This window comes from Tautonia rosea, assembly GCF_012958305.1.
In the GTDB taxonomy this organism is placed as follows: Bacteria; Planctomycetota; Planctomycetia; order Isosphaerales; family Isosphaeraceae; genus Tautonia; species Tautonia rosea.
Genome location: NZ_JABBYO010000001.1, coordinates 499,964 through 520,963, shown reverse-complemented (window position 1 = coordinate 520,963; position 21,000 = coordinate 499,964). Strand labels below are relative to the sequence as shown.

Below are 21,000 nucleotides of genomic sequence, written 5' to 3'. Positions count from 1 at the left end.
CGGTTCATTAAGTCGGTCGATCACCAATCACGGTGTCTTGGTCTCGGTCGACGAGAAAGGTCAATATGTCTCGGCTTCGTCTCAGCGTCCCAGCCCCAGGCGGCGACGATGATACTCAAGCCGCTGGGCAACATCCATCCTGGCGAAATCAGGCAAGCCCCCCTCTCGGGTCGGAAACCCATCCCGATCGTGCTTGCTCGCCGCGTCCGCATTCAACGTTGACGGACGGACATCTCCGCAGGTGCCACATCCGCAGTCACAACCGGCCTTTGGAACATTCACGGCGATCGTTCCCGCCCCATCGCCCGCTAATTCATGGGACGACGGTTCCGGCTTCGGCGGGACCACAACCGAGGTCGATCCCCCTCCGTAGCTCATCGAGGTCGCCAATGGCTTCAGATCGTCTTCCAGCCGTCGGAGAGGACGAATCCCCAGATGATCCAGCACCGCGTGATAGGCTCGAACCGCTTCGGACGCGCCAATCTCTCCATCGGCGATCAATCGCAAGAATTGAATAAACGCAAGTTGATTTTCAGCATTATTGATCTTGCGACCATAGAGCGCCACCTTCGCGCCGTATTTCTTCGCCTCGGCCAGCAGGTGGAACGCATCAAAGGTGGTCCCCGCCGATCCTCCCAGGATACCAACCACCAGATGAGGATCGTACCGCACCAGTTCTTCCAGAGCCTTCGGCCCGTGGTAGACGATCTTCAGGAAGACCGGGCGTCCCGCTCCTGCCACCCCGGCCAGCATCCGAGCGATCATATCATTCAGGAAGTGCGGCAACACGTTCGGATCAATCGTCCCTGACACGTTTGGGTCGAACACTTCCAAGAAATAACGAAATCCCTTCCGCTCGGCTTCCTCTCGAAACACATGAAATTGTTCAAGCGTATGAAAATCGTGCTCAGGAATATTGTTAAACGTGACGCTATACAGGCCCAGATCGGCCCCCAGCGATCGCTCCTCCGGAGCGCAATCGACATGACCGCACATCGCATGATCGAGCAAAGCCGACCGATGCGGCTGTGCCGGATATTGCGCGTAACGAGACCCCCTGGCCAGGTGAACATCCGTGGCATCGTTCGCCCGAATAGCCGGAGTCACGTGCGAGCCATCAAATAATCGTTCTTCAATCGTCAGTTGATAGTTTGAGCTGGCCGACATCAACATGATGTCGATCAACCCCTGCCGCGTATTCAGTCGAATTTGATCACGATACTCTTGCAACGTCCGGAAGCGGACCTCTCCGGCGTGATTCTCAGGAGATTGCCCGGGCGCACCGATGCCGAAGGCCATGTCCGCATCCTTGGCGTCGGCCAGGATGAACTCCCGACATCCCTGCGGATCGGCATGAATCGCCGCCAGTTTGCGATCGAGCGACTTAGTAACCACTTCGTCCTCCGCCCGACTGCCCGGAGATGGTCACCCTCGGACGGGCCGCCACGTTCGCCCCACCGCTTCCCATCGTGACCCGAGCAGCTCCGTTGCCCGAAGGAAGGCCGCCACCCTGAGGCTTTGCAGAGACACCAGCCCCCGAGGCCGCCTTCGCCGCCCCTGGGTTCTTCTGCAGAACCATGTCAATCGTCTCTCGCAAGACCCGAGAGGATTGTTGCAAAGCTGACACTTCCTTCGGCCAGAGGTCGATCTCGAGTTGAGCCCGTACCCCTCCACGACCCACCACCGTCGGGACCGAGGTACACACATCACTCATCCCGTATTGCCCGTTTACCAGCGAAGAGACGGGTAAGATGCGCCTCGAATCCAGGGCGATCGCATGAATCACTTCGCGAATCGAAATCCCGACCGCAAAGCCCGCTCCCCCCTTCAGCTTGATCACCTCGGCACCGCTGCCCTTGGTTCGCTTGAACAGCTCATCACCGGTCGTTGGTGTCCAGCCCGGATATTTCTCCAGCGGAAGCCCCGCCGCTTGTGCTGCCGACCAGATGGGAACCATGCTGTCACCGTGCTCGCCCAGAATCGTCGCCGTCACCTGTGTGGCCGGCAAGCCGATGGCCTCGGCAATTAACCCTCGGAATCGCGATGAGTCGAGCATCGTCCCAAGCCCGATCACCTGTGACGACGGCAACCCCGTCCGTTTGGTCGCAAGATAAGTCAACACATCCACCGGATTCGAAACCACGAGAACAACCGAGTCGCGTCGCAGGCCAGCGGCCATCACATCGTCGAGAATTTTCAGGAACAACTCCACGTTGCGATTGATAAGGTCCAATCGGCTTTCATCCGGCTTCCGACGCAACCCGGCAGTAATGCACACCAGGTCGGTCTCCGGGATCGACTCGTATCCGGTTGCCCGAATGCGTTGATCGGCGACCAGCGGAGCACCGTGAAGGATATCCAGCGCCTGGCCTCGGCATAGGTCGCCATTCACGTCGATCAGGTTGATCTCGCTCACCACTCCGCCGCATTGCAAGGCGAAACCGGTGCACGATCCCACCAGGCCGCCGCCACCGACGATGCTGACTCTCATCTCTCCACCTTCTTCTCGTTCGCGATTCTGTTCCGTCGTGATCTGGGAGAAATTCCCGACGCCTCGCGCCGAGAGTGTCAGCACGCCCCTGCGTACGATCCCGATCCGCCTGCCTGCCCGTTGCCCGACGATCCCGCACCACCCCCCATCACCCGCATCACCTGATCGGTGATCGCCTGAACCATCGCCTCGAACTCAGCTCCATCCGCCTTTGCGGGTTGGTTCGGCATCGCACAGGCAGCCTGTTGCACGGCCTGCTGGAACTTATCGGGAATAAACGCATGCGGTTCCGGCTTGAACGACTCACTGTAGCCTTCACGGAATAGGCTGTTCCCGCAGAGGTCGCAATTTTCGAGCCCCAGCTCCAACCGTACATCTCGCACACCGATCCCCGGCTTCAGCCGGATGAGTTCGGCCGCTTTTGCGTCGTTGTAATACTTCGGCCCCCCCAGCGACTTGGTCAGGATCAGAATGCGGCAATAGGCGTCGATGATCTCTGTTTTGAAATAGGCATCCATCAGATCACTGCCCGCCGTCACCGTGCCGTGATTCGCAAGCAGAATCGTGTCGGTATCCTTGATGTAAGGAATCACCGTATCGGCAAACGCTTGACCACCCGGCGTCTCGTACGGGGTGATCGCCACCTCTCCCAAAAACACCTCGAACTCCGGCATCGTGCACTTCGGAATTGGCTCGTGGGCCACTGCGAAGGCGGTCGCATGCGGCGGATGACAGTGCACAACGGCCCGAACGTCCGGCCGCTGCTTCATGATTGTCAGGTGCAGCAGAATCTCACTTGATCGCTTCCGCTTTCCGGAAACCTGATTGCCGTCGAGGTCAACGATGCACAGGTCATCCGGCTTCATGAACCCCTTCGAGACTCGGGTCGGCGTGCACAGCACTCGATTCTCATCGAGCCGGTAGCTGATATTTCCGTCGTTGGCCGCGGCAAATCCCTTGGCGTAGACCCGACGGCCCACCTCGCACATCTCTTCACGAAGCTTCCATTCTCCCATGAAATTTCCGTTGACTGACATCGTCTAAGGCTCCTGTGATTGAGATCGCGCTCGCGGTGATTTCAAACGTTGATTTGGTCAAGCAGGCAGGCACAATACGCGTCGATCGGAACCTTCTTTGGTCCGAATGGGTTGGCCGCCTCTCCCCCCTCGCTGATTCCGATGAGCTCCCCCCGGCCCGCACCCAGCTCATCGAACACGACCAGCTCCTCCCCTCGCCTGGACGAGCCTTCGGTGATGGCCTCCCGAGTCATCGGGACGACCACCAGAAATCGGGGATTTCGCACGCTCGGGTGCAGCTGAGAGCAGGTCACGCGGCCGATCACCTCGCCGATTCGCATCGTCGGGCCTCCCATCAAGCCAGTCGGGACATTCGGGAGCACCCGACTTTCTGAATACCTTCACGCAGTGCAGGAGCGAAGGAAGCGAATGTCTGGCGGGTTCAAGGACCAGCAGATTGATCCCCAGATGCTCGACCGCGCGGGCCACCCCGTCCGCATCTCCTGGAGCCGCCGATCGAACGCCGGCCATCTGTGCAGCCAGCCAGCACGCCACCGACCCTTGATCGGTCAGGACGACCGCACCCCGCCCTTCCTCGTTCGCAACCCAATTCGCCGCGTCGAAAACGTCTTGACCCGCCTCGTTCCAGGCCCCCTCCGAGGCGAGCAGCGACCGCCGGATCGTATCCGACATCGCCACTCCTTCCTCAATCACGAAGCCCCACTCTCCGGTTCGTCCCGCGAGCCGCTCAGAAATCCATCGGATCAGGATCCCTCGACGCTTCAAGAGATCACGGGCGATGGGCGTAATAACCGTTGTGGGAGCAATCCGAATTTCTCGAATCTCGCCCCCCAATCGTTCCACCTGACGTTCACCGAGTAATCGTCCCGCGAAGACGCCAGACGATCGACGATCGGGCCGCGGTGCTTGGCGAAAGCCTTCCAGCACGGCCTTTACAGCATCATCGACCTGTCCGATCGTTGGCACGGTCATGAATCCGGCAACCCCAGGACACTCCACCGGCCAGGCGTATTCCGGCCCAGCATCCCCTGTAAGACTCGTCCATCACTGGTCAAAATCACCCGATCTCCCTTCCCAGCCCCGAGCCGGTCGAAGGCAAGCACCGGATCACCGTCATCTCGGCCGTCGGTTCCTTCCAGCTGCACCACAATCAACCGCTCCCCTTGGAACGTCGGATGCTTGATTGTCGAGGTCGCTGAACCAAGAACACGGCCGATCTGCACGGGTCAATCCTCCGAGTCGCTCTCAAATAAATCGCATGCCGCCGATGATCGCCGTGCGTCGCTGGCGGGTAAATGTCAACGGAGTCGTCACCCCTTCACCCGTTGGACCAGCAATCGAGTACGAGCCCACCCCTTCGCCTCCCGTTCCGAGCCCCGCAACGCAAGCCCCGTTGATGACGAAGATCGTGCAGTCCATCACTCGCCCCATTTTGTCCATCACGGTCGTGTCCCGAGAGTGCAGGATCGCCGTGTGGCCGTAGCCGTGTTCCGACTGCTTCGCCAGCTCGATCGCCCGATCCACGTTCGTGACTCGCACAAACGGGATAAACGGCATCATCTGTTCATGCTCGACGAACAAATGATCCGCTCCGGTCTCCCCGAACAAGATCTGGGTCCCCGCCGGAATCGTCGCGCCGGCAAACCGCGCCAGCACGTCCGGGTCCTTCCCGACCAGATCTTTGTTCACATGGGCTTTCCCATCATCCCCCTTCACGAATGCCGCCCGAGTCAAGGCGTCGATCTGGTGCGGATCGAGCCGATAGCCCCCGAAACGCCCCACCGCATCCATCAACTTATCGAAAACATCCGCGGTAGCGAACACCTGCTTTTCACCGATGCAGAGCAGGTTGTTATCGAACGCTGCCCCGGTGATGATCGACTTGGCCGCGTTGTCGACGCAGGCCGTCCCATCCACCACCACCGGCGGATTCCCCGGTCCTGCCACGATGGCTCGCTTGTTACTCGCCAGGGCGGCTCGCGCAACCATCGGCCCACCAGTCACCACGAGCAACTTCACCCCGCGGTGCTTGAACAGCGCGTCGGCCGATTCAATCGTCGGCGGATGAATAATCGTCAATAGGTCATCCAGGCCGATCGCCTCCCGGATTGCACGGTTAAACGCCTGAACCCCTTCCACCGCGATGTTTGCCCCTGACGGATGCGCGTTGAAGACCACCGTATTCCCGGCTGCAAGCATGTTGATCGCGTTACTTGCCAGGGTCGGAAGGCTGTGCGTGACCGGGGTGATGGCGCCGATCACACCGAACGGGGCATACTGAGTTAGGGTCAACCCGTTGTCGCCGGCGTTGTTCTCGGTCCGCAGGTACTCCACCCCCGGGATCGGCGGAATCGCGTCTCGCAGCTTGGCGATCTTGTGATCGAGGCGACCGATCTTCGTCTCACTCAGTTCCTTCCGACCCCACTCCTCGGCCCGCTCGACGCAAAGCCGCTTGATCTCCTTCACCGCCCGGTCCCGGTCGGCCAGGGGACGCAGGCGGAAGGCTCGGAAGGCTGCCTCCGACGCCGCCACCGCAGCATCCGCCGTCGGATAGACGCCATCGTTCCCGCTCGGGCGAGACACCATCGGACTCGCCTGCGAGCCGTTGCCGCCCATCTGAGACAGCACTTGCTGCACCACGTTGCGAATCAGGTCCTCGGTCATCGGTTGCATGGCGATCACCCTGGGAAGGCGAAGGGCTTGGCCCAATCCGGGCCGCGCCCGGCATCAACCGCTCGTTCAATCGACCGGCCGATGGGCTCGTGATTCAGTTTATCGACGTCTCTTGATTCGAAAGGGAAAACAGATGGCGATCGCGGTCAGCCACCCGTACACGAAGCAGGTGATCCAGCCCAGTGGAAGGAGCATCAGGTTGGTGATCCCTCCCGCCGGAGCCCCGGCTTCGGCGGCAACCACTCCAAGCAATCGCATCGGTGGCCACCAGTAGATTGAGAAAAGGATTCGCGCCGGTGCGTTCGGTGGTAACGAGAGCACCTGTGGCCACCATCCCGACACCTGCCAGGCCACCGCGGAGTGGACCAGGGCAAAAAGGATGGCCAGCATGATCTCCAGTCCGCATCCGAATCGCCCCCACCGTCTCGGCTCCTGTCTGGTGATCATCAGTGGTTACGGGCATCGTCTCGACCCGAGAACACGACCGTACCGCCAATGTCCACCGTGTCCACCAATCCGATCACCACCGCATCGATCGGCAGTTTCTCCGTTTCTGGCGTCAATCGGGCACTTGACCCCTGACAGATCAAGACCATCTCACCAAGCCCTGCCCCGAGCGTATCGACCACCACGAACGTTCTGCCCGTCGGAACCAGACGCGTGTTCGACTCGGGATCGACCCGGTACGGCTCAACCGTCAGCAGCTTGTGCCCGGTCATCGACACAACCTTTTGGGTCGCGACCACCGATCCGGTCACTCGGGCAACAAACATCAATGCGCTCCGATTTCCTGAAGACCGGTTCCCACCACTCAGACCGCTCCCGACAACAGATCACGGGCCTGGCGAGCCACAATAATCTCTTCATTCGTCGGAATGACCCAGACCTCGACACGACTGTCCGCCGACGAAATCTTGTGTTCGCCGCTAACCGCTTCGTTCAGCTCGGTATTCAGGTGAATGCCGAAGAACTCAAGCCCCTGGCAGACCATCGATCGAATCCGGGACGAGTTTTCACCGATGCCCGCCGTGAACACGATTGCGTCTGTATCCCCCAGCTCCACCAGATAGGCGCCGAGATAGTGCCGGATCGAGGTGACGAACATCTCCAGCGCAAGCTGGGCCTTCGCATCTCCCGAATCCGCCGCCGCCTCCACGTCCCTGAGGTCATTCACTCCGCAGAGACCCAGCAATCCCGACTGAGACGCCAGCACGCTAAGGGTTTGCTCGAATGACATCCCCGTCGCCCGCATGACCGCAGGCAAGGCGAACGGATCGAAATCTCCCACTCGGTTGTTTTGAAAGAGACCCGATTGCGGGCTCATTCCCATGCTCGTGGCGACCGACTTTCCTTCTTTGATTGCGCATAGGGACGAGCTTCCCCCAAGGTGACACGAGATCACCTTCAAGCCCGGACGTGCGATCAGCTCTGCCGACCGCTCTGCGATGTATCGATGACTTGCGCCGTGGAATCCCCAGCGAAGCACGCCGTGTTCCGTCGCCCATGCTTCTGGTACCGCGTACCGTCGGGTTCGGTCCGGGATTGTGGCATGGAATCCGGTTTCGAAGGCCGCGACCAGCGACATCGCCGGGAACCGCTCGGAAAGCATCCGCATCGCCTTCACATAAGGGGGATTATGTGCGGGAGCGACATCATTGAACGCTTCCATTGCGACCAGAAGCGATTCATCAACCCGTTGAACGCCGCTGACACCTTTCGCATGAACCGCTTTGAATCCGATCGCGGCAACCTCGTCAGCCGATGCAATCACCCCCAGCATCGGATCGGTCAGTTGCGCCAGGCAAAGCCGCACCGCCTCCCCGTGATCAGGGATCGGCTGCTCGCCGTCGGTCTTCCCTTTCGACGAGCTGAATGCCACCTTCGACTGCGGCGCACCGATTCGTTCGACCGCTCCCCGAGCCAGCATCGGCTCTCCCGGGGCGCCCAGGTCGTATAAGCGGTACTTGAAGCTGGTGCTACCGAGGTTGGCGACCAGAATCTTCATCGCGCGTCCCTTTCAAGCATCCGGGTCATTTGCCGACGAAAGCGGCAACCACGGCCGGGTCGGGCCGGGGAATCACATGCGCCGCGTGCAGCTCGCCGCAACGGGCCGCGGCCTCAGCCCCAGCTTCGACCGCGGCCCGAACGCTGCTCACGTCGCCCCGGATAATGCCACTGACCACGCCGCCGTCGAGCTTGATGACCGCCGTGGCAACTTCAACATTCGCAGCCTTGAGCATCGCGTCATACGCGTAGATCAGGCCGATGAGCCCTCTCGTCTCGATCAGGCCCAGTGCCGAGCCGTTCATAAATGGTTCTCGATCATGGAATGGGGTGAGAGGAGCGATGCAAGGCGGGAGGACAGGCCCTCCCGCACAACTGCCCAGGACAATCATCGGCCCGATCGGCCGAACCGACTCAGGCGAAGAAAGTGCCAAGCACGGCCGGGTCCGGCCTCGGGATCACATGTGCCGAGACCAGGTCTCCCACCCGGCTGGCCGATTCGGCCCCGGCTTCGACCGCTGCCCGAACGCTCCCCACGTCCCCACGAACCACCGTGGTGACGTACGTTCCGCCCACGCTGATCCGACCAACGTGGGTCACATTGGCCGCCTTGAGCATTGCGTCGGTCGCCTCGATGATGCCGACCAGTCCTCGGCACTCGATCATCCCGAGCGCCTCTCCGGAAGCATTTCCGCTCGCCATGGGATCAGGCTCCCTCTTTCTTGGGGGTGGACGCAGTGCCGGCCTGAGCTGCCGCCTTGGCCTTGGCAAAACTCAAGACACCGCCCAGCTCCTCATGCGGTCGCGGAATCACCTGAACACTCAGGACTTCGCCAATGCGACTTGCGGCCGCGGCTCCAGCATCGACAGCTGCCTTGACCGCCGCGACGTCGCCGACGACAAACGCCGTGACCAGGCCGCTGCCGACCTTGTCCCAGCCGGCCAGCTCAACGTTGGCCGCCTTGAGCATCGCATCGGTCGCTTCGACCAACGCGACGAATCCTTTTGTTTCGATCATCCCGAGTGCTTCGTGGATGGATCCATTGGCCATGATCGGTCCCCTGCAGTTCGGCCGTCGACCGGGGTCACGCTCCCCGAATCCTCGGCATGGTTCGTAGTGGTGTCGGTCGGTGTCGGTGAGTGACGGCGATCGAAGCCCAGCGGCCTCGCTCCGAACCTCACGGTTTGATCAGTTCAACCTTGGTCGCATGAACCAGGTCACTCGCGTTTCCTTCGTCGGTATCGATGTGGACCTCCAGCTTCCAGTCCGGATGGGTCCGAACCAGCAGGCCCTCCAGTGTGGTCGGGCAGGGGCCATGAATCCGAAGGTTCATCCGATCCTTCGCCTTCACGCCGTAGTACTCGGCGTCACGATCCCCCATGTGAACATGCCGCTCGGCCCGGATGACCCCCTTGGTCAGTTCGACGCTCCCTTTCGGCCCGATCAACAAGCAGCCCGGCGTTCCTTCGATGTCCCCCGACATTCGTACGGGAGCATCAATCCCAAGGCTAATCGCATCGGTGAATGACAGCTCGACCTGGCTGAACTTCCGGCAAGGACCCAGGATGCGGATGTTCGGAATCATCCGTTGACGTGGGCCCACGACCGCCACCGTCTCGTTGCTTGCAAAATCGGTCGCCTGATAAAGCCGTTTCATCTCGGTGAGCTGATACCCCTGGCCGAACAAGATGTCCACATGTTCCTGCGTCAGGTGGACATGCCTGGCTGAGATATTCACCACCAGGTTTGGTCGATATCCGGTTGCCTGCTGGCCGTTGCCGTTGAATTGCTGCTGAAGGATCGACCGAACAACCTGTTCAATCTGTCCTCGGCTGATCGCGGCGGTCGCGCTCATCGGGAGACGCTCCTCGATCCAGGGGTTCGGGCCGACGTTCGATGGTCGGAGTTGTCTTCAATCGGGTTGATCGGAGCGATGGTCAGCGCCACACCGGCCTCCTCCAGCATCTCCCGATCCGGGTCGGAAAGCTGAGAGTCCGTCACCACGCGGTCGACCTCATCAAGCCCGCAAAGCTTCGAAAGGGACTGGCGGCCAAACTTCGAATGATCCGCGGCGATCAGGATTTCCTGCCCGCATGTCATCATTTGTCGCTCGGTCTCGACCAGCAGGCTGTTCGAATTGAACACGCCTTCACCAGTGATTCCACCTGCTCCCAGCACTGCCCGGCGTACTCGGATGCCTTGCATCGTGGCCACGGCCAGGGGCCCCATCGCCACGCCAGTTCGGGGGTAAACGTACCCGCCGATCAGGATCAGGTCGGTTTCCTTGCTAGATGCCAGCAGCGCCGCAATCGGCAAGCTATTCGTCACCACTTGCAAGGGCCGCCCCACCAAAGCCCGAGCCACCTCCAGGGTGGTCGTCCCACCGTCCAGTAAGACCGTCTCGCCATCTTCGATCAGGTCGCAAATGGCCCGGCCGATCGCCCGCTTTTCCTCGGCAGCAGTCGTCACCCGGTCATCGAGCGCTGGCATCGACCGCACCTCGCCCGAGCAAACTGCTCCGCCGTGGGTCCGCTTGATCGCCCCTGCCTGATCCAGGGCTTCCAGATCGCGCCGAATCGTACTTTCCGACGCTCCGGTCGCCTTCACCAGTTCCTCCAGGGTCGCAAAGCCCTGTCGGCTCACCAGGTCTAGCAAGGTCCGACGCCGCGATTCGACCAACATGTCACCCTTTCCGGCAGCGTTCTCACACGATCCTTCACTAGATTCCAATACTGACCGAACCCCGTCAAGAACCTGCTGGAGAAAATGATCGTTTCTGCGCGATTCCGGAAACATTTCTGATCGTTTGCGATCAATCGGTGATTCGCTCGTGAACGATCCGCGAAGGCGTACAATACAATTCAATGTTTTCCGTTTTCTTCGATTCCCTGGAATCCCCGATCACGATCGAGTCGACTCCCATGCCCGAGCTTCCCGAGGTCGAAACCATGGTTCGCGGCCTCCGGCCCGCCTTGCAGGGCCGTATCATCCGCAAACTCACGGTCATCGATCCCCATCTCCTTTCCAATTGCGACGCCAAAAGCCTCGAACGCAACGGCCGAGGCGCACGCGTCGAATCGGTCAATCGCCGCGGCAAATGGGTGGTGATCATCCTGACTGCACCCAGAGGGATCATCGTCATCCAGCCGAGGATGACCGGAGCCTTTTATCTGGTCGATTCCGAGCTGGCCCGGCACATTCGGCTCACCTTCTCGATGGCCGATCCCAAACCTTACGCCGCCGTTCACTACAACGACCCCCGGCGGCTCGGCCGGATCGCCTGGTATCCCGACCTCGATTCCGCCACACTCGCCTTTTCCAAATCCCACGGTCCCGACGCCCTGCTCATTTCGGCCGACGACCTTGCCGCCCGGCTCTCCCGGACCTCCCGTCCCATCAAGCCCACCTTGCTCGACCAGAAAGTGCTCGCCGGCATCGGCAATATCTATGCGGATGAGATCCTCCACCGCTCCGGCATCCATCCCGAGCGTCCTGCCAACTCGCTCGATCGTCCCTCCATCGACCTCATGCACCGTGCCATGGGCGAGGTTCTTGCCGACGCCATCGCCGCCGAGGGCTCCAGCTTCGACCAGGGGTACCGCACCGTTCTTGGCCTCGAAGGTGGTTTCCTCGCCATCAATCATGTCTACGGACGCACCGGCGAACCCTGCAAGGTCTGCCAGACTCCGATCGTCCGCGCCCGAATTGCCGGCCTCATCGGCCGTTCCAGCCATTTCTGCCCCACCTGTCAGCCCGGCGATGGCCCAGTCGAGTCGCTTCCCCCCACTCGCAAACGACCCAGGAAGGATCACACCACCCCATCATAAGAATTCTTGAACTCTTCTCATCCGATCGAATCGTCAACGACGCTCAAGCGTCTCAGGGCGTGGTTTCTCCTCGACGATTCGGACGCAGCGGCCCGATCGGAGCGACTCCCATGATTCGCCTGCCTTTCGCCTTCCTCGGGATGCTCCTGATTCCTTCCCAGGTACTTTCATCCGATGATCGGCTTGTGGTGGTCGAGGGGACAGCCGTGTTCGTCGGGACCGACCAGCCCGCCGCCTTCGTCTCCCTCTCCTTTTCGCAAGGGGGTCACCCCGAAACGACCGTCACCACCGACGCGAATGGCCGCTTCCAGTGGACTCCGCTCCGCGTCCTGAACCTCCACGCCGGACCTGATGGATCGAACGGCCCACTCTGCCGTGTCCAGGTTCAGGACACCAGAACCTCAACCTGGGACATCATCCACCTCGGCCGAGGCCCACTCAACGAGTCCTTCCGGCGCAGGGCTGAGGACCAGTACATCGATTCTGCCGAGACCCGCTGGATGCGCGAACGCGGAGAACCCCGCCTCCAGGTTCTCTGCCCCCCGACCGGTACTTCCGAGATCCGGCTCTTCAGCCCCGACGGTCTCCCCCTCGCTCATTGTTCCGTTGAACTGTTTCCCGAGGGTCGCCGGTTCGGCTTCCATCAGGAGACCAGTGCCCGACTCTCCACCCAGACCGACGCCGATGGTCTTCTTCGCCTCCGCTGGGTCGAGGGAATGCAGCGTCTCCGCTTCATCGTCCCCGAAATCGGCTTCGGTGCGACCGGCTGGTTCGAGGTCGTCGGAGGTCAGACCGTACAGCCACAGGTCCCCCACCTGGCCCGCTTCGGCGAGGTTCAAGGACGGATTGCTCCCGGCCTGATCGGCAAGATCGACACCGTCGGCATCGGAGAAACCCCCTGGAACGCTTCTCGGGCCGTTTGCGACGCCGACGGCCGCTTCTCCCTCCGCCAGGTTCAGCCTGGACCGCAAACCCTCCGGGCCTTCCTCGACGGCCAGCCGGTTCGGGTCGAGCAGGTGAAACCCACGGTCGTCCCCGGCCGCCGTATTGAAGGGCTCATCGTCGGCCCCGCCACGGAGCGGCCGCCCGGCGTCCCGCACGATCTGCCCGGGTTCGTGCGTCGTGCCAACGAGAATCAGGAAATCACCTGGATCGAAGGGATCGTCACCGATACCCGGGGCCTTCCCGTCTCCGAGGCCTATGTCGCTGTCCGGGCCGAGTTCAACACCGGCATGCGGTTCGTGGGCGAGCAACGCTCGACCACGACCGACGCCCACGGCAACTTCCGCATCACCGGCCCGTTCCATAAGTTCACAAGCACCCTCCTCGTCATCGTCTCCCCGAAGGACAAGCCCCCGGCAGTGGCGTACGCCCCGCCTCCTTTCCCGGACACCCCCGATCGCCCCCCTCTCGAAATCACGCTGGCCGATCGGGGGGGAACCCTGCTCGTCACCGTCCTGAAGGATGGCCGGCCCCTTCCGAACGCGGGGGTCCGGCTCGATTACGTGAGTCCCTACGGGAACTTGTTCCCTCGGACCATGATCATCGGCATCCCTCGCGCCCCCGACGCTGTCGACCCTTTCTCCCGGATCTTCCCGATCGGCTCCACCGGCCCCGACGGAGTCGTCCGCTTCGAGTACCTCCTGCCTGGGACGTATCGCATTCAAGCGGGGGAGGGGCAATTCCCTCAGGCTCGTGTCATGTTCCCCAGAGTCGGAAACGAGGCTCCCGTCCTCGGCATCAGCGAGGGCATCGAGGTCGCCGACGGCCAGACGGTCGCGCACTCCCTGTCGCTCCAACCCCGCCCCACTGAGCGGCATTTTCGGGTCCTCTTCCCCGATGGGACACCACTGAATTCCCGAGACTTCTTCATCACCTTGCCCCAGTCCGGTTCCTCCTCCTCCTTCGCGGTTGATGACAGCGGCATCGGATCCCACGCCTTCCAGGCACCTGGACATCATCTCGTCCTCGTCCGGTTCCGCGACTCGAAGCTTCACCCCAACCCCGACCGCGCCGAGCCGTTCTACGAGGCCACCGCCCAGGTCGCCGTCTCCGCCGCCGAGCCGAATGCCGAGCCGATCCCGCTCCGAGCCGTTCGTCGAGGCCCCGCCACGCTCCAGGTCCGACTCCAGAACACGGACGGCCAGCCCGCCCGCGGAACGGTCCTGCTCGTTGACTGGGAGGAATCGACCGACTTCGCCGCAACCACCGATGAGACCGGCCTGGCCCGCTTCACCGAACTTCCCAGCGGTTCCTACCGCATCCGAGGTATCCTCGACGGCCTCGAACCACCTCCAATCTTCACCTTCTCCGAGAACCCGGCCGCCAAGCTCTTCCGTGCCCCGGTCGCCATCCTCGGCCGCGCCATCGAACTGAACTCCGACGACGACCAGAAGGTCGAACTCCGGGCCGAACCGGTCGCCTACCTCGACGGCCTCCTGCTGCCCCGCCACGGCCTCCAGGTTCGAAACGATCGGGTCGATGTTGCCCGCGATCCTGCACGCGGACGGTTCGAGCCGAGCGTCCTGCACGACCGCGAAACCGGCCGATTCCGGATCGGGCCGCTCCCGGTCGGCACCGCGTCCCTCTGGATCACCCGGGCCATCGACCAGGACCACCAGTCGCTTGGCCCCATCGATGTCGAGCTAGCCCAGGGCATCAATCGCCTGGAACTCGCCGCCCCTGCGAATACCCTAGCCTCCCAGGAGCAACGCTTCCCAGTCCCTCCTTCGGCCGCTCGCGTCTTCCTCGAAAACGGCGAGGTCCCCGCCTTCGGCGCTCGAGCCTTGCTCTTTTCCCCCTCCTTCGCGCAGCCAATCGGCGAAGGAATCACCGACGCTTCGGGCCGCCTCTTCTGGAAAGGCGGCTGGATCTCCCTCAGCAATGAGGAGCCTGCCGGCCGACTCCCTGGCCCCTCCGTCGCCGTCCGCCTTCCCGGGTCGAACGGCGCGATCGTCTTCCGGGCCGACGATGCCGACGCTGAAGCGCCTCGCGTGGTCCTTCCGCCTCCGATCACCGTCTCAGGACTCGTCACCATCGGAGGCAAACCGATCGGTGACCGCCTCGGCCAGATCCAGGTCTCGGCCCAACATCAAGGAAGCGGTGCGCTTTCCCTCGCCCTCAGTCTCGAAACCACCTCCCGGGCCGACGGCTCGTTCGCCCTTTCCGGTCTGACTCCCGGCCGCTACCTCGTCCAGGCGGCTCGTGATCAGGTCTGGACCTCACCCAGCATCGAGCTCCTGGTCACCGACGGGGAACCCCTCCCGGACCTTGCCCTCGACATCCCGGAGCCCGGCGTCCCTGTCTTGCTCCAACTCGTCGATGCCAACGATCGGCCTGCCCCCGACCAGCCGTTTCGGGTCGTCCGCTCCGAGGGTCCGTATGCAGCCCGATGGCCGCTCACGCTCCGCACCGACACGACCGGTTCGGCTCTCCTGCACGGCCTGGAAACCGGGACACACACCCTCCAGGTGAAGGGCACAATTGAGCCGCTCGTCATCGAGGTCCCTCCGGCCAACGATCATTCGGCTGGTCCCCTCGCCGTTCGAGCCGTCCTCGGCAATCCGTCCGACGAATAATCCCTCCTCCGGGGCAGCGGCGAGGGTCATCTAGGCGGCCTTGCCACGATCGGGTATCCTGAATTTGAATCCAGGAAGGACCCGCGCCGACGATCGCAAGCGTCTCAAGACCCGCTGCTCGGACCTCGTCGCGTCCGTCGGCGGATCGTTTCGTTCTCCGAGCGTCCCGACGGAGACCGCCGGTGTCGTATCGCACCTTCAAGCACCTGCTCGGCGAAACGAGCCTGGAGCGAAAGTGCCGGTTTATCTTCGGCGGCGGCATTCTGCTGCTGGTCACGATCAGCTTCTACATCTACGGTCGCAAGACCGAAAGCCTGGTCATCGGCCAGAGCCGTCAGGCCGCCCGGATGCAGGTCAAGCCAATCCTTGAGGAGATTCACCTCAAGGCTGCGCTCGTCCGTCCCGAACTGGCCCCGATCGTCGACAAGGTGTCTCGGGAACTGACCCCCAAAGACGGCTTCCAGCACTTCGACTGGCACGTCGTCAAGCCGTTTGCCGAGGACGCCGACCGCCGCCCTCGCGACGAATTCGAACGCCGGATCGTTGATCGCTTTCTCCAGGCCGCCGTCCGCCAGCGCGGCGATTGGGACGTCAACGGCGTGACTCGCCCCTACAGTTTCCCCGACGGTACTCCGGCCGAATACACCGAAATCGGCCAGGATCGCTCGGAATATACCTATGTGCAAGCCGTTCTCTTTCGTCCCGGCTGCATTGCTTCCTGCCACGCCAGCCCCGCCTCCGACTCGGTCCCTGCGATGGTGCCGATCGAGATGACCAGCGTGGATGACGACGCCCCCACCTCCGGCCTGCAACAGATCGATCCGCAGCCCCCCCCCCTCGACGACGAACCCGGCCTCTCTTACGCCGCCCAGTATCATGACATGATCCGCCTCGACGAGACGGGCAAGTACGCCCGCACCCAACCCGGCGACCTCGCCGGCGTCGTTCTGGTCAAGCTGCCGATGGAGCAGACCAACAAGGCCATCAACCGCAACCGAGCCATCCTGATCGCCACGGCCCTGGTTACAGCCATCCTGGCAATGTTCGCCTCCTGGACGATCGTCCGCTACATCATCGTCCGTCCGGTCAAGCACCTCCGCGAGGTCTCCGACGCCATCGCCGCCGGCCGACTCAATATCCGCAGCCGCATCCAGACCGGAGACGAGTTCGAGGAGCTCTCCCACGCCTTCAACCGCATGCTCCACAACCTCGTCGCCATGCAGCAGGAACTGCGCGACGTCAACGGCGATCTCGACCGCAAAGTCGATGAGCTGGCCCAGGCCAACATGGCCCTCTACGAGATGAACCGGATCAAGAGTGATTTCCTCGCCACCATGAGCCACGAACTCCGAACACCCTTAAATAGCATTATTGGCTTCTCCGAAGTCCTCTCCGGAAACGAACAGCTCAGCGAGAAACAGCGCCGTTATGCGTCGAACATCCAGAACAGTGGTCGCATGCTCCTCGCGATGATCAACGACATCCTCGACCTCGCCAAAATCGAGTCCGGCAAGATGGAGGTCCGCTCCGACGACTTCTCCGTCCGAGAAGTCTGCGAAACCCTCGCCGTGCAAATGCGCCCGATGGCCGAGCGCAAAAGCATCGAGCTCGAATGCCGGCTCGACGAGGCCATCCCGCTCGTGCGACAGGACCAGGGGAAACTCCGACAGATCGTTTACAACCTCCTTTCCAACGCCATCAAGTTTACACCCGAAGGAGGCCGCGTAATCCTCTCGGCCAAAGCCGAAGGCCGATCCATCGTCGTCGCCGTGGCCGACAACGGTGTCGGCATTGCAGCCGAGGACCGCGAGGTCATCTTCGAGAAGTTCCGCCAGGCCGGCATCCCCGGCCAGTCGGCCGACGTCCTGATCCGAGAGCACCAGGGAACCGGGCTCGGCCTCTCGATCGTCCGGGAACTGGCCCGGATGCTCGGCGGCGACGTGACCCTCGACAGCGAACCCGGTCGGGGTAGCACCTTCACCGTGATCATTCCCCAGCAACTCCCCGGCGATCGTCGCATCGAGGTCGCCCTCTCCGACGGCACCATTGACCTGTCCAAAGCCCGCCGAATCGAACACCACCCCGCCGCCTCGACCATTGGCGTAGCCATCCCGGCCACTCCCGATCGACGCTCCCGCCCCGAAGCCTTCAAGGCCCGCTCTGGATTCCGGATCGATCCCGGAGATTCTGAATCATAATACGACAATTCGTTTCAACATTTTCTAAAATATCACCATTCTCTCGTCTTTTCGATTGACCGTCGACTACGGATTCCCATCGCTTTCGCCCTGACATCGATCACCGAGACGAACCCCGATGAGCGCGCATCAGTCACCTTCCTCAGGAAACGCGTCAGAATGGAATCGACCCCTCATCTGGGGCCTTGCGATCGCCACCGTCCTGATGCTCTTTTCCATCGCCGCGATCATGAACCATCGCGCCTCGGCAATCGAGTCCTGGACCTACGGCCAGTTCCGACGCAACCTGATCGAGGGACAGGTCAAGTCGGTCCAACTGGGGACGCGGAGCCTCGACGCCGAGCTCCGCTCCCTCAATGCCGACGGCCAGCCGAGACGGGTCCGAGCCACCTGGTCGGGCGCTCAGGCCGACCCGAACCTGACCGAACTCCTCGATCAACATGCCGACGACTATGAATTCACGAGAGACATCGGCCCCCTTGCCTCCGGCATCGCCACCCTCGGCCTGGTCGTCCTCCTCTTGCTCGGCCTTTTCCTGATCACCCGGGGAGGCGGGCTCGGCCCCGCGATGGCCTTCACTCGCAGTAAATCCAACGCCCGCAACCAATCGACCCGTCGCGTCACCTTCAACGACGTCGCCGGGCTTCGCGAGGCCGTCGAGGAACTCCAGGAAGTCGTCGGCTTCCTCAAGACTCCCGAACGCTACGCCGCACTCGGCGGTCGCATCCCCAAAGGTGTCCTCCTCGTCGGCCCACCCGGCACCGGCAAGACTCTGCTCGCCCGAGCCGTCTCGGGCGAAGCAGGGGTCCCGTTCTTTGCCTTATCAGGCTCCGATTTTATGGAAATGTATGTCGGCGTTGGCGCCGCCAGGGTCCGCAACCTCTTTGCCAAGGCCGAGGCCAAGGCCCCTTGCCTCATCTTCATCGACGAGATCGACGCCATCGGCAAGGTCCGGTCCTCCGGCGCTTCCGGAGCCCAGGACGAGCGCGACCAGACCCTCAACCAGCTCCTCGTGGCGATGGATGGCTTCGATGTCAATAGCGGCATCATCGTCATGGCGGCCACCAACCGCCCCGAAACGCTTGATCCCGCCCTGATCCGCCCTGGGCGATTCGACCGCCACATCCGGGTCGATCCCCCCGACCTCTCCGGCCGAGAACAAATCCTCAAGGTCCACTCCCGAGAGATCCCCCTCTGCGATCAGCTTGATCTCCGCCAGGTTGCCGCCATGACCTCCGGCTTCGCCGGTGCCGAGCTGGCCAATCTCGTCAACGAGGCCGCCCTGCTGGCCGCCCGCAAGGGGAAGGACCGCGTCGAGCGGGCCGACTTCGAACAGGGCTTCGAACGCATTCTTGCCGGTCCCGAGACCCGTGGCCGGATCATGCGGCCCGACGAGCGCCGACGCATCGCCGTCCACGAGGCCGGCCACGCCCTCGTCTCCGCCAGCCTTCCCGGCACCGACCCCGTCCACAAGGTCACCATCATCGGCCGGGGCAATGGCATGGGCGGCTTCACCATGTATCGACCCGAGGAAGACCGCTTCCTCCACACGACCGAGTGGCTCTTGCACTGCCTTGCCGGGCTTCTCGGCGGCACCGCGGCCGAGGAACTTGCCCTCGGCTCCATCTCCGACGGTGCGACCAGCGACCTCCAACGCGCCACCCAGATCGCCCGCCGCATGGTCACCGACTTCGGCATGAGCCCCAACCTCGGCCGGGTCTGCTACGGAATCGACCCCTCCTCCGGTCAGGGTGGCCCCGGCTGGAGCGAACGGACCCTCCGAGAGATCGACCTTGAGGTCCGCCGGATCCTCGACGACGCGCTCGCCCTGGCACATTCCGTGCTCCGACGCCGTGCGGATGCCCTCGTCGCCCTGACTGAACGGCTGCTCGATCGCGAGACAATCGACGCCGCCGAGCTCCTCTCAGTCCTCAATCGTTACCCCGACCCGGCTCCTTCGCCGACGATTCCGGGCGATCCGGACCAATCCAGTCCGCACCCGACCCGATCATTCCTCCAAGAAACCACTGATCCGAACGAACCTGAACCCGAACGTAATTCTACAAGAAATCTACAGGAACAGCGAACCCCCTCCTGAACACCTGGTCTTCGCCCGCTCGATCATGCTGGGCGTCGCAGGCAATTCTGCTCCTTGCTCGTGTCGGAGGCTTCCTCATGTCGAGTGTTTGGACCGCCATCGGTTCGATCCCCTGGTTTGCGTGGATCGCCATTGTCGCAATTCTTTCCGGTTCCGTTGCTGGAATCTTCAACTCCTGGTTCCGCCACCGCGAACGCATGGCCATGATCCACCAGGGAATGCACCCCGATTCGGGGGACGGGAAATCCTCGGTCCCAGAGCTTTGACGCGAAGCTCCAACAACTCCCGGTCGCGATGGTTCCGTTCTGATCGACCCTCAGGAGTCCTCCCACCTCCAACGCAAAGCCGCCCTGATGGGTCATCCCATCAGGGCCGGTCACGTTTAATCAGGATTCCCCGGATCCTCGGAGCGTCGATCTGACGGTTCGAAACCCGCTCCAAAGACCCCTATCCATCATCATCATGGTTTGGGTCCCCGACCTCCTCGCGCAGAGACTGGCAGCAAGGCTGACTGTCCCTGTTCAAGAAAGAGGTTCACCTTCTCCGCATGGAGCCGGATGAACTCAGCGACCAGCGGATTGTGGCTCGTCTCGAAGACCAGGACTCCACCGGGGATGAACTGAGACTCAAAGCTGATCTCGCTCGCAAAATCAAAGATCGCCCGGAAGACCAAATCACGTTGGTAAATCCTTGCCCCACGCTCCAGACGGTCCTGCATCTGTGCAACGTGTTGCTGGAGCGTTTCCACGAGCCACGGATAGGAGTCGGGATCGCTTACCCAGGTCAAGGTCATTACCCCAGATCCATGCTCATCTTCATAATCAAAAACGACGTGCCGAATGAGCAGGGAATGGTGATACAGTAACGTCTGGATGTTTCGACCTTCAGCTTGCGAGAGGGCCTGGTCTCCCGCACCGGACACCCGGTCCCTGACCTGTACCCCGGCCCTGGTCGTTGAACTCAATAGGCAGACGGTCACAACCACTGCCAGACCCACGGCATAGGGCTGCCATCGACCCGCCCTCGACCAGGCTTTCAGGCCAAACTTATCAACATCGCAGATGACTTTCATCGGATGATCCTCCGATTCGAA

21 protein-coding genes are annotated in these 21,000 nt (G+C 62.2%); 5 read left to right on the top strand and 16 right to left on the bottom strand.

The genetic code is table 11. The features are described from left to right. Positions 1-81: 81 nt before the first annotated feature. The 15 genes from HG800_RS02115 to HG800_RS02045 form a co-directional block, all read right to left on the bottom strand. A complete protein-coding gene (locus HG800_RS02115) occupies positions 82-1,395 on the bottom strand; it encodes a hypothetical protein (RefSeq protein ID WP_169973153.1) in 1,314 nt (437 codons plus the stop codon). Further along, entirely contained in the window at positions 1,385-2,491 is a 1,107-nt protein-coding gene (locus tag HG800_RS02110) for a lactate/malate dehydrogenase family protein (RefSeq protein WP_169973151.1), read from the bottom strand. The genes HG800_RS02115 and HG800_RS02110 overlap by 11 nt, the downstream gene beginning before the upstream one ends. Positions 2,492-2,568: 77 nt before the next feature. Beyond that, a complete protein-coding gene (locus tag HG800_RS02105; protein ID WP_169973149.1) occupies positions 2,569-3,528 on the bottom strand; it encodes a class II aldolase/adducin family protein in 960 nt (319 codons plus the stop codon). Between the two features lie 41 nt (positions 3,529-3,569). Next, positions 3,570-3,794 (bottom strand): EutN/CcmL family microcompartment protein, encoded by a 225-nt coding sequence (locus HG800_RS02100; protein WP_315851955.1) that lies wholly within the window; start codon positions 3,792-3,794, stop codon positions 3,570-3,572. Further along, positions 3,697-4,494 carry a hypothetical protein gene (locus HG800_RS28120; protein WP_315851956.1) on the bottom strand — a complete coding sequence of 266 codons (798 nt, stop codon included), beginning with the start codon at positions 4,492-4,494 and terminating at the stop codon, positions 3,697-3,699. The genes HG800_RS02100 and HG800_RS28120 overlap by 98 nt, the downstream gene beginning before the upstream one ends. 2 nt (positions 4,495-4,496) lie before the next feature. Continuing rightward, complete coding sequence (locus tag HG800_RS02090) at positions 4,497-4,751, bottom strand: EutN/CcmL family microcompartment protein (RefSeq protein WP_152050782.1); 255 nt, start codon at positions 4,749-4,751, stop codon at positions 4,497-4,499. Between the two features lie 22 nt (positions 4,752-4,773). Next, the gene (locus tag HG800_RS02085; RefSeq protein ID WP_169973143.1) at positions 4,774-6,201 is read right to left on the bottom strand and encodes an aldehyde dehydrogenase; all 1,428 of its coding nucleotides are present in this window, start codon (positions 6,199-6,201) and stop codon (positions 4,774-4,776) included. Positions 6,202-6,300: 99 nt separating this feature from the next. Next, positions 6,301-6,591, bottom strand: a complete 291-nt coding sequence (locus HG800_RS02080; RefSeq protein WP_169973141.1) for a hypothetical protein — start codon at positions 6,589-6,591, stop codon at positions 6,301-6,303. Positions 6,592-6,647: 56 nt separating this feature from the next. Beyond that, complete coding sequence (locus HG800_RS02075) at positions 6,648-6,974, bottom strand: EutN/CcmL family microcompartment protein (protein ID WP_169973140.1); 327 nt, start codon at positions 6,972-6,974, stop codon at positions 6,648-6,650. Between the two features lie 38 nt (positions 6,975-7,012). Beyond that, entirely contained in the window at positions 7,013-8,206 is a 1,194-nt protein-coding gene (locus tag HG800_RS02070) for an acetate/propionate family kinase (protein ID WP_169973138.1), read from the bottom strand. Between the two features lie 25 nt (positions 8,207-8,231). Beyond that, positions 8,232-8,510, bottom strand: coding sequence for a BMC domain-containing protein (locus tag HG800_RS02065; RefSeq protein ID WP_152050787.1), 279 nt, complete (start codon positions 8,508-8,510; stop codon positions 8,232-8,234). A gap of 109 nt (positions 8,511-8,619) precedes the next feature. Next, positions 8,620-8,907, bottom strand: coding sequence for a BMC domain-containing protein (locus tag HG800_RS02060; protein ID WP_152050788.1), 288 nt, complete (start codon positions 8,905-8,907; stop codon positions 8,620-8,622). A gap of 4 nt (positions 8,908-8,911) precedes the next feature. Then, positions 8,912-9,256, bottom strand: coding sequence for a BMC domain-containing protein (locus HG800_RS02055; RefSeq protein WP_169973137.1), 345 nt, complete (start codon positions 9,254-9,256; stop codon positions 8,912-8,914). Between the two features lie 127 nt (positions 9,257-9,383). Then, positions 9,384-10,061 carry a phosphate propanoyltransferase gene (gene pduL / locus HG800_RS02050; RefSeq protein WP_169973135.1) on the bottom strand — a complete coding sequence of 226 codons (678 nt, stop codon included), beginning with the start codon at positions 10,059-10,061 and terminating at the stop codon, positions 9,384-9,386. Then, positions 10,058-10,888, bottom strand: a complete 831-nt coding sequence (locus tag HG800_RS02045) for a DeoR/GlpR family DNA-binding transcription regulator (protein ID WP_169973133.1) — start codon at positions 10,886-10,888, stop codon at positions 10,058-10,060. The genes pduL and HG800_RS02045 overlap by 4 nt, the downstream gene beginning before the upstream one ends. 239 nt (positions 10,889-11,127) lie before the next feature. Here HG800_RS02045 and mutM point away from each other — a divergent pair, with 239 nt between their 5' ends. From mutM to HG800_RS02020, 5 genes are all read left to right on the top strand, one after another. Then, positions 11,128-12,033 (top strand): bifunctional DNA-formamidopyrimidine glycosylase/DNA-(apurinic or apyrimidinic site) lyase, encoded by a 906-nt coding sequence (gene mutM, locus HG800_RS02040; protein WP_169973131.1) that lies wholly within the window; start codon positions 11,128-11,130, stop codon positions 12,031-12,033. Between the two features lie 110 nt (positions 12,034-12,143). Then, positions 12,144-15,611, top strand: a complete 3,468-nt coding sequence (locus HG800_RS02035; RefSeq protein WP_169973129.1) for a carboxypeptidase-like regulatory domain-containing protein — start codon at positions 12,144-12,146, stop codon at positions 15,609-15,611. 182 nt (positions 15,612-15,793) lie between these two features. Beyond that, positions 15,794-17,809 carry a sensor histidine kinase gene (locus HG800_RS02030; protein WP_315851948.1) on the top strand — a complete coding sequence of 672 codons (2,016 nt, stop codon included), beginning with the start codon at positions 15,794-15,796 and terminating at the stop codon, positions 17,807-17,809. A 118-nt stretch (positions 17,810-17,927) separates the two neighbouring features. Then, on the top strand, positions 17,928-19,907 hold the full coding sequence (ftsH, locus tag HG800_RS02025; RefSeq protein WP_169973127.1) for an ATP-dependent zinc metalloprotease FtsH: 1,980 nt from the start codon (positions 17,928-17,930) through the stop codon (positions 19,905-19,907). A gap of 77 nt (positions 19,908-19,984) precedes the next feature. After that, positions 19,985-20,173, top strand: a complete 189-nt coding sequence (locus HG800_RS02020; RefSeq protein WP_169973125.1) for a hypothetical protein — start codon at positions 19,985-19,987, stop codon at positions 20,171-20,173. Positions 20,174-20,367: 194 nt separating this feature from the next. Here the strand turns inward: HG800_RS02020 and HG800_RS02015 are convergent, their stop codons facing one another. Then, positions 20,368-20,979 carry a hypothetical protein gene (locus HG800_RS02015; protein ID WP_169973123.1) on the bottom strand — a complete coding sequence of 204 codons (612 nt, stop codon included), beginning with the start codon at positions 20,977-20,979 and terminating at the stop codon, positions 20,368-20,370. Between the last annotated feature and the right edge of the window lie 21 nt (positions 20,980-21,000).